This window comes from Sphingobium sp. LSP13-1-1.1, from assembly GCF_040676415.1.
Classification (GTDB): domain Bacteria; phylum Pseudomonadota; class Alphaproteobacteria; order Sphingomonadales; family Sphingomonadaceae; genus Sphingobium.
This window is the reverse complement of the sequence record NZ_JBEGHU010000004.1, coordinates 104,997-116,842: the sequence shown is the minus strand read 5'-3', so window position 1 is coordinate 116,842 and position 11,846 is coordinate 104,997. Positions and strand designations below refer to the sequence as shown.

Genomic DNA, 11,846 nt, shown 5'->3' with positions numbered 1-11,846 from the left:
GGTATGACCATGGGTTTCCACCCGAAGCGGATTTTCATTACCGGCGCCTCTGGTGGACTGGGCAGCGCATTGGCACGGCATTATGCTGGTCCTGGCATATGCTTGTCTCTCTGGGGACGAGACCTGGTGCGCCTGTCATCCCTGGCCAAGGCATGCGAGGCGGCCGGAGCATCGGTAGAGATGCGTTCGCTCGACCTTGGCAATGTTGAACATGCCTTGCACGCCATGCTGGCCGAAGACGAAGCTGATCCTGTCGACCTGGCCATATTCGCCGCCGGCCTGGGGGATATTCGCGCGGCTGGCGCTGTGGTGGAGGATGCGGGCGTCGTCGCCCGGCTGGGAATGATCAATTTCGTCGCACCTGCCGCAATGGCCGCGGCGCTGGCCGAGCGGATGGCGGGGCGGGGCCACGGGCGCATCGTGATGATCGGATCTGCCGCCGCCTTCCATGCCTTGCCCTTTGCCGCTGCCTATTCGGGGACGAAGGCAGGTCTTGCGCGCTTTGCCGAGGCGCTGCGAATCGGCGTGCGGCGGCATGGGGTCAAGGTGACGCTGGTATCGCCCGGCTTTATCGACACGGCGGCTGCCCGGCGGACTGGAGAGGCCAGGCCGTTGTCGACGCAGCCGGATGTGGTCGCGGCCAGGATCGCGCGCGCGGCAGCCCTGGGGCAAGCGCATGCGATCATACCCTGGCCCTTCAACCTGCTCCGCTGGTTTGACCGCGTGCTGCCGCGACCCTTGCGCGAACGCCTGTTGCTGGCGCTGTCTCCGCCAGGCCATTAGCCGCGCCAGGGTTCACGCTTGCCAGGGGTTCGCCAAGGACAAGATCAAGCATCGCATGGTGCAGTTCGGCCGGAGTGAGGTCTACGCGCCTGTTGTCGCCGCGGACAATGTCACCTGCCTCATTGAAGCGGATCATCACATAAGGCGTATGTCGTCCTCCGTCCGGAGAGGTCGCGCCCGGAATGCTGGGGCGATGGTCGCCAAAGAAAACCAGGACAGCCGGGCGCTTCAGCAATGCAAGCTGCTCCCGCAATGTGCTCAGCATGGCGTCGCTGTTGCGCGCCAGGCGAAGATAGCTTTGAACCAGATCGCCGCCCGTGCGCATGTCCGGCGCCCAGGGCCCATGATTTTCAATCGTGACGGCATAGATCAGGCCAGGCCCGATAGCTTCGCGGGCCAGCCGGACGATCTGCCCGGCAATCGCTGCATCGGTGACATAGCGTCCTGCACCGGCGGCAACGGGGGCGAAATGCTCCTCTCCGATCAGTTCGGCAAAGCCGCCTGCCGGCATGATCCGGTCGCGGCTGTAGAAGCGCATGTCATGCGGATGGACGAAGAGGCTGCGCCATCCTGCCTCCTTCAGCCGCGCAGGCAAAGCATAGGAGGCTTCGCCCAGCGCGGTGAGAAAGGGATCGTAGCGCCGGAAGCCGAGGACATCCTCGCTGCGCCCGAAAAGCACGCCATATTCCGTGCGCATCGTATAGGCGCCGAAGCCGCTGACATTGAGCTCGCCCCATTGCAAGGCACTCTCGCGGGCGTTGGCAAGGCCCGGCAGCGATATGTTGAAGCCTTCAAACAGTTCGACCGGATCAGCAAAGGATTCACACTGGATGACCACCAGCAGTTCCGGGGGTGGATGAGGGGCAGAAGGAGGATGTCTCTCGGCTTCGGCGCAAGGTGGCGGATCGTTGCTGTGGCGCCAGCGTAGCCAGTAAAGCAACAATGTGGGCAGGAGGCCATGACGCCTGACATCGGCATAGGCGTCTGGCGTATCGGCCAGGCCCTGGCGCAGGGCACCGCGCACGGTCGTCGCCAGTATCGCGAGGCTGCCGGCAAGGATCAGCATCCCCGCCAGATGCATCTGCCACGCCGGAACGAACAGCCAGGCCAGCATGGCGAGGAGGAGGATGGCCACGGCCCCTGCCGCCGTGCGTTGCCCGACGCTGATGGCTGAAAGATAGAATTGGGGATGACGGAAGATCGCGCCGATCAGCGCCAGATCGGAAAAGAGCAGGGGTTCGCCGAGCATGGCATGCTTGGCATTGGAGACAAGAACAAGCAGGGCCAGCAATGCAAGCGCCAATCCTGCGGAGAGCGGGAAGTTGCCGCAGCAGGTGAGGAACAGGCCGAACAGCGCCGTCATCATCCATGCCAGCAGCCAAAGGCCGGCCATGCTGCGCCGGGACAGGTAAAGGCCCGCCTCGGGTCGGGGGTATACCAACCGGTCGAGAACGGCTGCACCGACCAGCAATGCCGCGAATGTCAGTCCATCAGGCATCACTGCTTTGCTGTGCCGTCCAAATCGTCATGCCCCAGGGGTTTCAGGCCCTTTATGCCGGGCATATGATCTCTTAGCGAACAGGATGCCGGCTGTCATCAGGCCACCTCCGCGCTCTTTTCCGGGCACGGATATCGTGGAGGCTTGCCGTCTGACGCACGGCAGACTAACCGCTTGGGCAATAACCACGACATGCCGGAATGGCTCTGGGACCCAGCCAACATGTCCGCCTCCGACGTCATCATGGAGCCTGCTTCCTGAATGCCAGAACTATCCTTCAATGCGACCGACGGTGCACACGGGACTACAAGCGCTCCTTCGAAGTCAGGCAAGCGGACCGTCCTGTTGCTGCAAGGTCTCATGGGACCATTGTTCCGTCGGCTCGGCCAGGAACTGATCCGATCCGGGCACAGCGTCTACAAGATCAATTTCAACGGTGGGGACCGCCTGTTCTGGCGCCTGCCGAACGGCATCGATTATTGCGGTTCGCTGGAAGACTGGCCATCGATGCTCGAACGAACCATCAAGGAGTGCGGCATTACGGATGTGGCGTTGTTCGGAGACTGCCGTGAACATCATATGCCAGCCACGCGGGTTTGCCGCGAGCTTGGAGTGCCCGTTCACGTGTTCGAGGAGGGCTATGTTCGACCCGATTGGGTGACGCTGGAACTGGGCGGCGTCAACGGCCATTCCTCTCTCCCGCGCGATCCGGTGTGGTATCGCGAGACGGCCGCGGCATTGCCCCCGGTTCCTGCCCACAGTCAGGTCAATTCTTCGTTCCGCCGCCGAGCGACGGAGGGGTTGATTTACAATGCCGCCGATGTCCTGACCCGTTGGCGCTATCCGTACTGGACCAACCACCGGCCCTGGCATCCTTTGGTGGAAGGGATGGGATGGTGGCGCAAATTGCGCCGGCGCAAGGAACGCGAACAGCGCAGCGCGGAATTGATTGCCCGCCTTGCAGTTTCGGCCGAGCCCTATTTCCTTTTCCCGCTTCAACTTGATTCGGATGCGCAGATTCGCCTGCATTCACCCTTTGCCGGTGTGGCCGATGCGCTCAGGTTGGTGATCGAATCCTTCGCCAATCATGCTCCGGCTGACGTGCGTTTGGTGGTCAAGGAACACCCGCTCGACAATGGCGTGCGCGACTGGCAACAGGAAACGGCCGATATGGCCTCGCTTTTCGGTGTCGCGGACCGGGTCGATTATCTCGCCTGGGGCGATATCGTTCCTGTTGCACAACAATCACGCGGCGTCGTCACGATCAACAGCACTAGCGGCACCCTGGCCCTGGCCATGGGCGTGCCGGTGGTGGCTCTGGGGCAAGCGATCTACGACATGCCTGATATCACCTTCCAGGATGGACTGGATGCCTTCTGGCGAAATCCGGTCGCGCCAGATGCGACCACTTTTGCCGCTTTCCAGCGCGTGCTGGTCGAGCGCTGCCTTATTCCCGGCGGTTTCTTCTCCGAGGAAGGGCTGAACCGGGTGGTGCGTCATGCTGTCGCCAGGTTCGAGGGCAAACCCTTGCTTCCTGAATAGCAAACTGAAGCGTCCCGGGTTTTCCTAAGGCTCCCATTTGCGACAAGAGGGAGTCATGATGAGCAAGGCGATAAGCAAATTCTCGCCTGAGGCGTATGGACGTACGTGTGCGGTGCGGACGGTTACTGCAACTGGTTCCGAGGACGTCTTCCCCTTCCTCGTTCAAGGCTCTTGCCTGTCGGCAGCGACTCTCCATAAGGAACCGCATGACCACGACCCGCCTGTTCGCCCATGATGTCGAAAAGCCTTGGGGCCGCACCGATATTCCTTCAGCTATCGCGCCCACACAGGGCCGCCGCGTCGGAGAAGTCTGGTTCTCGGCACCGACGCCAAGCGAAGGAGCGGCTTTGCCGCTGCTGGTCAAATATATCTTCACCAGCGAGAAGCTGTCGGTGCAGGTCCATCCCGATGACGTGCAGGCGCGGGACCGCGGACTGCAGGGCGGCAAGTCCGAATGCTGGTACATATTGGATGCCGAGCCCGACGCGCGACTGGGTATCGGCCTGACCCGCGAATTGACGCCCGAGGCGTTGCGTGCAGCGGCCCTCGACGGCAGCATCGAAGCGCTGATGGACTGGAAGCCGGTGCGCGCAGGCAGCTTCTATTATATTCCAGCCGGCACGGTCCATGCCATTGGCGGCGGCGTGACGCTTGTGGAAGTGCAGCAGAACAATGACGTGACCTACCGCCTTTACGACTATGGCCGGCCACGCGCGCTTCATCTGGAGGAAGCCATAGCTGTCAGCGCGACCGCGCTCTATGACCTGCCGGACAGGATTGTTCCGATCACGGCTGAAGAACGGCTGGTGTCGGGCGATGGCGCGCCATTCATCCTGGACCTGGTGCAGGGTGAAGCGGAAACCGAGCAACGGATAGAGGGGGAAATGGCATGGTTCATTCCGCTGGCCGGGACCGGCATGATTGACGGCGAGCCATGGCGGCAGGGCGAATGCTGGTTGATCCAGGGAACGGCCGCCTTGACTATCGAAAGCAGGATGAGCGCACTGCTTGCCCGGCTGCCTTGAACTTATATCGACGAATCGGGGGAAGCTCATGCCAGGCGGAGAAAAGATCGCGGACAAGCGGGTCCTGTTCGTGATGGCGGTCGAGGCGGAATATGGTCCTCAGCTCAAGGCCCGCTTCGATCCGCTGATGACGGGAGTGGGCCCGGTGGAAGCCGCGCTCAACACCGGCCTTGCGCTCCAGCGGCTGGACATGGAAGGCGCTCTGCCCGACCTTGTCGTTTCATTGGGATCGGCCGGATCGCGCATCTGTACGTTGGGCGAGGTCTATCAGGTCGCCAGCGTCTCCTGGCGAGACATGGACGCTTCCCGGCTGGGATTCGCCAAAGGCGTGACGCCCTTTTCCGACCACCCGGCCGAAATCGCGCTGCACATGCCGCTCGACATTCGCGCCGCCCGGCTGTCCACGGGGGGGAATATCGTCGGCGGGGATGATTATGCGGCGATCGAAGCCGACATGGTCGACATGGAAAGCTTTGCTGTGGTGCGCGCCTGCCAGCGTTTTGGCGTGCCGGTCATGGGGCTTCGCGGCATTTCCGATGGTCCGGGCGAACTGGCCGACATGCTCGGATGGACGCAATTACTGGCGCTGCTGGACGAACGATTGGCCGAGGCGGTGGACATGCTGGCCAGCGCGCTTGAAAAGGCGAAAAAGCCCGCACCCCATCTGGAATGATGACCGGCCCGAAGCCGGTCAATGTCCTCCAAAGGCGATGATCGCCGCCGACGCGACGCCATCGGCCTCCAGCGCAGCCATGCCACCCAGGTCGGGCAGATCGATCGCGAACAACGCCATCAGCACGGTCGCACCCTGTTCCCGGATCAATTGAGCAGCCGCCAATGCGGTTCCACCCGTTGCGATCAGATCGTCCACCAGCACCACGCGGGCTCCTTCCGGAATCTGTCCCTCATGCAGTTCCAGCCGGTCAGTGCCATATTCCAGCACATAGTCGATGCCGACCGTCCTGCCAGGCAGCTTGCCCTTCTTGCGCACCGGCACGAAGCCCACGCCGAGTGCATGGGCGAGCGCCGCCCCCAGGATGAAGCCGCGCGCCTCGATCCCCACGATAAAGACCGGATCGAGCGGCCGCGCACGCGCCGCCATGCGCTCGACCAGTTCGGCAAGGCCGACGGCGTCCGCCAGCAATGTCGTAATGTCCCGGAACTGGATCCCCGGCTTGGGAAAATCGGGGATCGTGCGGACCAGGGCCGCCAGGCTGTCAGCGCTCATCTTCACCCTCATGGAAAAAGGGGGCCCGGTTTCCCGCGCCCCCTCCGATGTTTTGCTTCAGGCCTCGATCAGGCGGCCTTTTTCTTGTCCGCCCAGATATTCTGGTAAGCCATATAAGCCAGGCCCGTCGCGATCAGCAGGAAGAAGATCGTCGCCAGCCCCGCGCGGCGGCGGTTTTCCAGCTTGGGCTCGGCCGTCCAGGTCAGGAAGGCCGCAACGTCCTGCGCCATCTGGTCGACAGTCGCCTTGGTGCCGTCGCCATAGGTCACCTGACCATCGGCTGTCAGCGGCGGCGCCATGGCAAGGTTCAGGTTGGCGAAATAGGGGTTGTAGTGCAGCCCCTCCGGCGTCTTGGCGTCAGGGAACTCCTTCAGCAGCTCGGCCGGCTGCGCCTGGAAACCCGTCAGCAGCGAATAGACATAGGCGCTGCCATGATGGCGGGCCTTGGTCATCAGCGACAGATCCGGCGGGATCGCATTGTTGTTCGCTGCCGCCGCCGCGACATTGTTCGCGAAGGGCTTGGGGAAATAATCCGCCGGAATGGGATCGCGGGTCGACATCTCGCCCGTCTTGGGATCCACATCAGGGGTCTTGATCGCCCACTGCTTGGCGATCGCCTTGATCTCCGCTTCGTTGTAACCGATACCCGCCAGATCACGGAAAGCCACGAATTTCAGGCTGTGACAGGCCGAGCAGACCTCCTTGAACACCTGGAAGCCGCGCTGGAGCTGCGCCTGGTCGAACTTGCCGAAAGGCCCGTCGAACGAGAAGGCGACATGCTTGGGATTGAGGTGGAACTCATGCTCCACCGTCTTGGCGGGCGGCTCGGTGACATAGGCGACCGCGCCCACCAGAAAGGAAATCACCAGCCAGCCCGCGAAAAAGAGGCCGACCAGAAAAGCGCCGATGCGTACCATTTTCCGTCTACCCCCTTATTCAGCCGGAACCGCGGCGGGTTCGCCGTCGGTCTTGCCATATTTCGCCAGAACAGCCTCCGTGATCGAATTAGGCAGCGGAAGCGGCTTTTCGAAGCGGGAGATCAAAGGCAGGATGATCAGGAAGTGCGCGAAATAATAAGCCGCGGCAATCTGGGAGATCATCACATAGGGTTCTTCCGCCGGAGCACCGCCGCAATAGCCCAGGATCAGCACGTCGATGATCAGGATCCAGAAGAACTTCTTGAACGTCGGACGATAGCTGCCCGAGCGCACCGGCGAGGTATCGAGCCAGGGCAGGAAGAAGAGCAGCAGGATCGACGCGAACATCGCCAGCACGCCCAGCAGCTTTGCCGGCACGAAGAAGAAGTCCACGGTGAAGGCGCGCAGGATCGCGTAGAAGGGCCAGAAATACCATTCCGGCACGATATGCGCGGGCGTCGAAAGCGGGTTCGCCTCGATATAGTTATCGGGGTGGCCCAGATAATTGGGCGCATAGAACAGCAGGATCGCGAAGAGGATCAGGAACACGCCCGCTCCGAAACCGTCCTTTGCCGTATAATAGGGGTGGAAAGGCACGGTGTCCTGCGGCCCCTTCACTTCCACGCCGGTCGGGTTCGAGGAACCCGGAATGTGCAGCGCCCAGATGTGCAGGATCACCACGGCGGCGATCACGAAGGGCAGCAGGAAGTGCAGCGAGAAGAAGCGATTGAGCGAGGCATTGCCGGGGGCAAAGCCACCCAACAGCCAGGTCTGGATCGGTTCGCCCACCACAGGGATCGCGCCGAACAGGCCAGTGATCACCTTCGCGCCCCAATAGCTCATCTGCCCCCAGGGAAGCACATAGCCCATGAAGGCGGTCGCCATCATGAGGAGGAAGATGACAAGGCCAAGCAGCCACACCATTTCACGCGGCGCCTTGTAGGAACCGAAGAACAGGCCGCGGAAGATGTGCAGATAGACCACGATGAAGAAGAAGCTGGCGCCGTTGGCGTGCGCATAGCGCATCAGCCAGCCGGCATTCACGTCGCGCATCGTCTGCTCGACCGTGCTGAAGGCGACCAGCGTGTTGGCGCCATAATGCATCGCCATGATCACGCCGGTGACGATCTGGATCATCAGCGCGAGGCCGGCCAATACGCCGAAGTTCCAGAAATAGTTGAGATTGCGCGGCACCGGATAACCGGCGCCCACGGCATTGTAGACGAGGCGCGGCAAAGGCAGCTTCTCGTCGATCCACTGCATCGCGGGATGCTTGGGAGTATAATGTTCAGCCCATGGAAAGCTCATGACAGTCCCCCTCAGCCCACGAGAATGGCGGTGTCGGAAGTGAAGCTGTACTTCGGCACTTCCAGGTTCTTAGGCGCGGGTCCCTTACGGATGCGGGCCGCCGTGTCGTAGGACGAGCCGTGGCAGGGGCAGAAATAACCGCCGAATTCGCCGCGATTCTCACCCTCGCCCGCGCCCAGCGGCACGCAGCCCAGATGGGTGCAGACACCCATGGTGATCAGCCACTGCTTCTTGCCGTCGACCGTGCGCTGCTCCAGCGTCTGCGGATCGCGAAGGGTGGACGGATCAACCTTGTCGGCCTCCGCGATTTCCTTTTCGGTCAGATGCCGGACAAACAGCGGCTGCGCCCGGAAGGTGGTCTTGATCGCCTGACCCGGCTGGATCGCGGAAAGATCCACCTCCGTCGAAGCAAGCGCCAGCACGTCGGCGCTGGGGTTCATCTGATCGACCAGCGGTATGACCACCGCGACCGCACCCACCCCGGCAAAGCTCACCGCAGCGATGTTGATGAAATCGCGACGACGAACACCGTCGCTGCCGCCTCCATCGGAGACGGATGCCCCCTCACTCTCCAAATGTTCAACGATCGCCATGCACCTCAACCCTTGCAAGAACGTCCCTGGCCCCGCCGCATTGCCCGTTATGGCTATGTTATCAGGAGAGCCGCAGCGCCCATGCAGATGGGCACGCCTTTCCCCCTGGCGCGGTTTGCAGGCCTGATAACCGTAGGATGCGCCATTTGCCAAGCCTTTTAGACAGGCTAGGAGAATTAACCGCACTGTTCTATGGCGCGGCGCATGCGTATCGCCCTTTATCAACCCGAAATCGCTGGCAATGTCGGCGCGATTCTGCGCCTTGCCGCCTGCTTTTCCGTGCCGGTGGACATCATCATGCCGATGGGTTTCGCCTTTTCCGATGCGAAGCTGAAGCGCGCGGCGATGGACTATGGCGCGGCCGCCGATATCACCAGGCATGCCAATTTCGATGCCTTCGATGCCCGGCGCAGGGCCGAAGGACGCCGGCTGATGCTGATGAGCAGCCACGCCTCGCAACGCTTGCCGGAGGTGGAATTTCGCGCCGGCGACGTTCTGCTGATGGGATCGGAGAGCGCGGGCGTACCCGATAGCGTGCGCGATCTGGCCGATGTGCGCGTGCGCATCCCCATGGCGCCGGGCTTTAGGTCCTTGAACATCGCCGTTTCCACGGGCATCGCGGTAGCCGAGGCCCTTCGCCAGACTGGAAGTTTCCCGCAATGACAGAGTTACCGAAAATGACCTTGGCGCTCGACCCGCAACAGCAATCCGCCCGCGACTGGTTCGAATCACTGAGGAACCGCATCTGCGCCGAATTCGAGGCGATCGAGCGGGAGGCGGGATCCGACGCCCGCTTCGACTATGTCGCCTGGGATCGCGAGGCACCGGGCCTGGCGCCGGGAGAAGGCGGCGGCGGCGTGCGCGGCGTCATGAAGGGCAGGGTGTTCGAGAAGGTGGGCGTCAACGTCTCGACCGTAGGGGGCGCCTTCTCGCCCGAATTCGCGAAGACGATCCATGGCGCGAGCGAAGATCCGCACTTTTTCGCCACCGGCATCAGCCTGGTGGCGCACATGGCCAACCCCCATGTCCCGGCCGTGCACATGAACACGCGCTATCTGAGGACATCCAAAAGCTGGTTCGGCGGCGGCGCGGACCTCAACCCTCCCCTGCCGCGGGAGGAGGACACGGCATTTTTCCATGAAGTGCTTAAGGCCGCCTGCGACGCGCATGACGCGGATTATTATCCCCGGTTCAAGGCGTGGGCGGACGATTATTTCTTCATCCCCCATCGCGGCGTGCATCGCGGCGTCGGCGGGATCTTCTACGACCATCTGGAGGGCGATTTCGACGCCAACTTCGCCTTTACGCGCGACATTGGCGAGGCATTTCTGAAGGCCTTTCCCCCCATCGTCCGCCGCCGCATGCATGAAAGCTGGTCGCAGGAGGATTATGCCCGCATGCTCGAATGGCGCGGCCGCTATGCCGAATTCAACCTGGTGCACGACCGCGGCACGCTGTTCGGGCTCAAGACCGGCGGCAATGTCGACGCGATCCTGATGAGCCTGCCGCCCATGGCAAGCTGGAGCTGAACATGGGCCTGGCGCCGGTTCCCGACGACCAGATCGCGACGATCGTCACCCATCTGGAAATGCGGGAACGGCCGAAACCCGCCCCCATCCCGCCCGCCCCATTGCGGCTGGTGCCGTGGAAGGCGCCCGCGCCCGAAGTCTATCGCGCGCTGTTCCGGCGGGTGGGCGAACCGTGGCTCTGGTTCTCCCGTCTGGTGATGGACGATGAGGCTCTGAGCACGATCATCCATGATCCCGCGGTCGAGGTTTATGCCGTCACTGATCCGCGGGGCGTGGAGGTGGGGCTGCTGGAACTGGACTTTCGTTCACTGCCCGACTGCGAACTGGCCTTTTTCGGGCTGATCCCTGAACTCACCGGCAAGGGGCTGGGCCGGTGGCTGATGGCGCAGGCCAAGGCGCTGGCCTGGCGCAGGGAGGTCACGCGCTTCTGGGTGCACAGCTGTACCCTCGACAGCCCGGCGGCGCTGGGATTTTATCGCAAGGCCGGTTTCGTGCCCTACCGGCGTGAAGTTGAGACCTTCGCCGATCCGCGGCTGGCGGGGCTTTTGTCCCTCGACGCCGCACCGCATGTGCCGGTGCTGGGTCAGTTGCCCACCGCCTGACGATAAAGCCGCGCCAGCATCACCAGCATATAGACCTGCACCACGGTCGATACCGCAGCGGCAGCCACGCTGCCGATCAGACGGCCGCCGGTCGGACCGCCGATCAGCGTCCCGACCAGGCCGAACACCGCCTGCGCCGCGCCGCCGACGATGGCCGACAGCAGCGTCAGCGCCACGATGAAGCCGAACAGCCGCCAGAAATGCCCCTTGGTCAGCGCCCAGCCATGGCGCAGCGAAGCCATGACGCCTTCGGTCCCGTCGATCACCACGGGATTGAGCAACAGCAGCCGCACGCTCGCGAAGATGGTCACGGCCACCACGCCCGCGCCCAGCAGCAGCCCCAGCGCCGCGCCGAGAGGCTTGGCGATGAGCGACAGGATCGTCACCACCAGCGTGGCGGCGATCACCGCGCCCGCGAGGAAGCCGGCGACCACCAGCGCCACGCCCAGCAACACCGGGAGGCGCGCAAAGCTCAGCCGCAGCGCCTCTCCCACGCTGATGCCGGGCCGCAGGGCAAGCGCGAAGAGGGTCAGCGATCCGAACCAGATGATGATCACCGCCAGCATCATCGCCAGCCAGAAGCTGCCCGGAACCTGCGGCATGGTGCTTTCCGCCAGGTTCCATTTGGCGAGTTCGGGCGGCGTCATCTCCTGCAGGATGAGGCCCGGCAGCGCGACGAACAGCAGGGCGACGGGAAACAGCAGGCTGCTTTCGCGCGCGACAAAGGCCACCGCCTCCTCCCACGCCTTGCCGATGGACATTGTCGCCATATCTCTTAAGCCCTGTTCCCTGTCCGATACTCTGAAAATCGCGCAGGAGAC

At 63.0% G+C, this 11,846-nt stretch carries 13 protein-coding genes; 7 read left to right on the top strand and 6 right to left on the bottom strand.

From position 1 onward, the window contains the following. The first annotated feature begins 3 nt into the window (after positions 1-3). Complete coding sequence (locus tag MRBLSP13_RS04770) at positions 4-783, top strand: SDR family NAD(P)-dependent oxidoreductase (RefSeq protein WP_363753043.1); 780 nt, start codon at positions 4-6, stop codon at positions 781-783. Here the strand turns inward: MRBLSP13_RS04770 and MRBLSP13_RS04765 are convergent. Then, positions 698-2,281: an LTA synthase family protein gene (locus MRBLSP13_RS04765; protein WP_363753041.1), complete on the bottom strand. Its 1,584-nt coding sequence runs from the start codon at positions 2,279-2,281 to the stop codon at positions 698-700. The two genes, MRBLSP13_RS04770 and MRBLSP13_RS04765, sit on opposite strands and share 86 nt — an antisense overlap. Before the next feature lie 360 nt (positions 2,282-2,641). Between MRBLSP13_RS04765 and MRBLSP13_RS04760 the strand changes: the two genes are divergently transcribed. From MRBLSP13_RS04760 to MRBLSP13_RS04750, 3 genes are all read left to right on the top strand, one after another. Continuing rightward, positions 2,642-3,823 carry a capsule biosynthesis protein gene (locus MRBLSP13_RS04760; protein ID WP_363739841.1) on the top strand — a complete coding sequence of 394 codons (1,182 nt, stop codon included), beginning with the start codon at positions 2,642-2,644 and terminating at the stop codon, positions 3,821-3,823. Between the two features lie 206 nt (positions 3,824-4,029). Then, positions 4,030-4,848, top strand: a complete 819-nt coding sequence (locus MRBLSP13_RS04755; RefSeq protein ID WP_363753038.1) for a class I mannose-6-phosphate isomerase — start codon at positions 4,030-4,032, stop codon at positions 4,846-4,848. A gap of 28 nt (positions 4,849-4,876) precedes the next feature. Continuing rightward, positions 4,877-5,521, top strand: a complete 645-nt coding sequence (locus tag MRBLSP13_RS04750) for a 5'-methylthioadenosine/S-adenosylhomocysteine nucleosidase (protein WP_363753035.1) — start codon at positions 4,877-4,879, stop codon at positions 5,519-5,521. An 18-nt stretch (positions 5,522-5,539) separates the two neighbouring features. Here MRBLSP13_RS04750 and MRBLSP13_RS04745 read toward each other — a convergent pair whose 3' ends face one another. The 4 genes from MRBLSP13_RS04745 to petA all read right to left on the bottom strand — a co-directional run bounded on the left by MRBLSP13_RS04745 (position 5,540) and on the right by petA (position 8,894). Then, on the bottom strand, positions 5,540-6,076 hold the full coding sequence (locus MRBLSP13_RS04745) for an adenine phosphoribosyltransferase (protein ID WP_363753032.1): 537 nt from the start codon (positions 6,074-6,076) through the stop codon (positions 5,540-5,542). Between the two features lie 68 nt (positions 6,077-6,144). Further along, on the bottom strand, positions 6,145-6,993 hold the full coding sequence (locus MRBLSP13_RS04740; RefSeq protein WP_363739850.1) for a cytochrome c1: 849 nt from the start codon (positions 6,991-6,993) through the stop codon (positions 6,145-6,147). A gap of 15 nt (positions 6,994-7,008) precedes the next feature. Continuing rightward, on the bottom strand, positions 7,009-8,301 hold the full coding sequence (locus MRBLSP13_RS04735; RefSeq protein ID WP_133653794.1) for a cytochrome b: 1,293 nt from the start codon (positions 8,299-8,301) through the stop codon (positions 7,009-7,011). Between the two features lie 11 nt (positions 8,302-8,312). Next, the gene (gene petA, locus MRBLSP13_RS04730) at positions 8,313-8,894 is read right to left on the bottom strand and encodes a ubiquinol-cytochrome c reductase iron-sulfur subunit (RefSeq protein WP_133653795.1); all 582 of its coding nucleotides are present in this window, start codon (positions 8,892-8,894) and stop codon (positions 8,313-8,315) included. A 192-nt stretch (positions 8,895-9,086) separates the two neighbouring features. Here petA and MRBLSP13_RS04725 point away from each other — a divergent pair, with 192 nt between their 5' ends. From MRBLSP13_RS04725 to MRBLSP13_RS04715, 3 genes are read left to right on the top strand one after another with little or no spacing between them, the layout of a single operon-like run. Next, positions 9,087-9,557: a tRNA (cytidine(34)-2'-O)-methyltransferase gene (locus MRBLSP13_RS04725; protein ID WP_363739852.1), complete on the top strand. Its 471-nt coding sequence runs from the start codon at positions 9,087-9,089 to the stop codon at positions 9,555-9,557. A 14-nt stretch (positions 9,558-9,571) separates the two neighbouring features. Continuing rightward, entirely contained in the window at positions 9,572-10,423 is an 852-nt protein-coding gene (hemF, locus tag MRBLSP13_RS04720; RefSeq protein WP_363753029.1) for an oxygen-dependent coproporphyrinogen oxidase, read from the top strand. Between the two features lie 2 nt (positions 10,424-10,425). Beyond that, positions 10,426-11,025: a GNAT family N-acetyltransferase gene (locus MRBLSP13_RS04715; RefSeq protein ID WP_363739855.1), complete on the top strand. Its 600-nt coding sequence runs from the start codon at positions 10,426-10,428 to the stop codon at positions 11,023-11,025. Here the strand turns inward: MRBLSP13_RS04715 and MRBLSP13_RS04710 are convergent. Continuing rightward, positions 11,007-11,795 (bottom strand): hypothetical protein, encoded by a 789-nt coding sequence (locus tag MRBLSP13_RS04710; RefSeq protein WP_363739857.1) that lies wholly within the window; start codon positions 11,793-11,795, stop codon positions 11,007-11,009. The genes MRBLSP13_RS04715 and MRBLSP13_RS04710 overlap by 19 nt on opposite strands. Positions 11,796-11,846 lie beyond the last annotated feature (51 nt).

What these genes read in the sequence shown, in the direction of transcription:
- MRBLSP13_RS04715 (WP_363739855.1), top strand. Translation starts at nt 10,426, where the DNA reads ATGGGCCTGGCGCCGGTTCCCGACGACCAGATCGCGACGATCGTCACC.
- hemF (WP_363753029.1), top strand. Translation starts at nt 9,572, where the DNA reads ATGACCTTGGCGCTCGACCCGCAACAGCAATCCGCCCGCGACTGGTTC.
- MRBLSP13_RS04750 (WP_363753035.1), top strand. Translation starts at nt 4,877, where the DNA reads ATGCCAGGCGGAGAAAAGATCGCGGACAAGCGGGTCCTGTTCGTGATG.
- MRBLSP13_RS04770 (WP_363753043.1), top strand. Translation starts at nt 4, where the DNA reads ATGACCATGGGTTTCCACCCGAAGCGGATTTTCATTACCGGCGCCTCT.
- MRBLSP13_RS04740 (WP_363739850.1), bottom strand. Translation starts at nt 6,993, where the DNA reads ATGGTACGCATCGGCGCTTTTCTGGTCGGCCTCTTTTTCGCGGGCTGG.
- MRBLSP13_RS04725 (WP_363739852.1), top strand. Translation starts at nt 9,087, where the DNA reads ATGGCGCGGCGCATGCGTATCGCCCTTTATCAACCCGAAATCGCTGGC.
- MRBLSP13_RS04755 (WP_363753038.1), top strand. Translation starts at nt 4,030, where the DNA reads ATGACCACGACCCGCCTGTTCGCCCATGATGTCGAAAAGCCTTGGGGC.
- MRBLSP13_RS04735 (WP_133653794.1), bottom strand. Translation starts at nt 8,301, where the DNA reads ATGAGCTTTCCATGGGCTGAACATTATACTCCCAAGCATCCCGCGATG.
- MRBLSP13_RS04745 (WP_363753032.1), bottom strand. Translation starts at nt 6,076, where the DNA reads ATGAGCGCTGACAGCCTGGCGGCCCTGGTCCGCACGATCCCCGATTTT.
- petA (WP_133653795.1), bottom strand. Translation starts at nt 8,894, where the DNA reads ATGGCGATCGTTGAACATTTGGAGAGTGAGGGGGCATCCGTCTCCGAT.
- MRBLSP13_RS04765 (WP_363753041.1), bottom strand. Translation starts at nt 2,281, where the DNA reads ATGCCTGATGGACTGACATTCGCGGCATTGCTGGTCGGTGCAGCCGTT.
- MRBLSP13_RS04760 (WP_363739841.1), top strand. Translation starts at nt 2,642, where the DNA reads ATGGGACCATTGTTCCGTCGGCTCGGCCAGGAACTGATCCGATCCGGG.
- MRBLSP13_RS04710 (WP_363739857.1), bottom strand. Translation starts at nt 11,795, where the DNA reads ATGGCGACAATGTCCATCGGCAAGGCGTGGGAGGAGGCGGTGGCCTTT.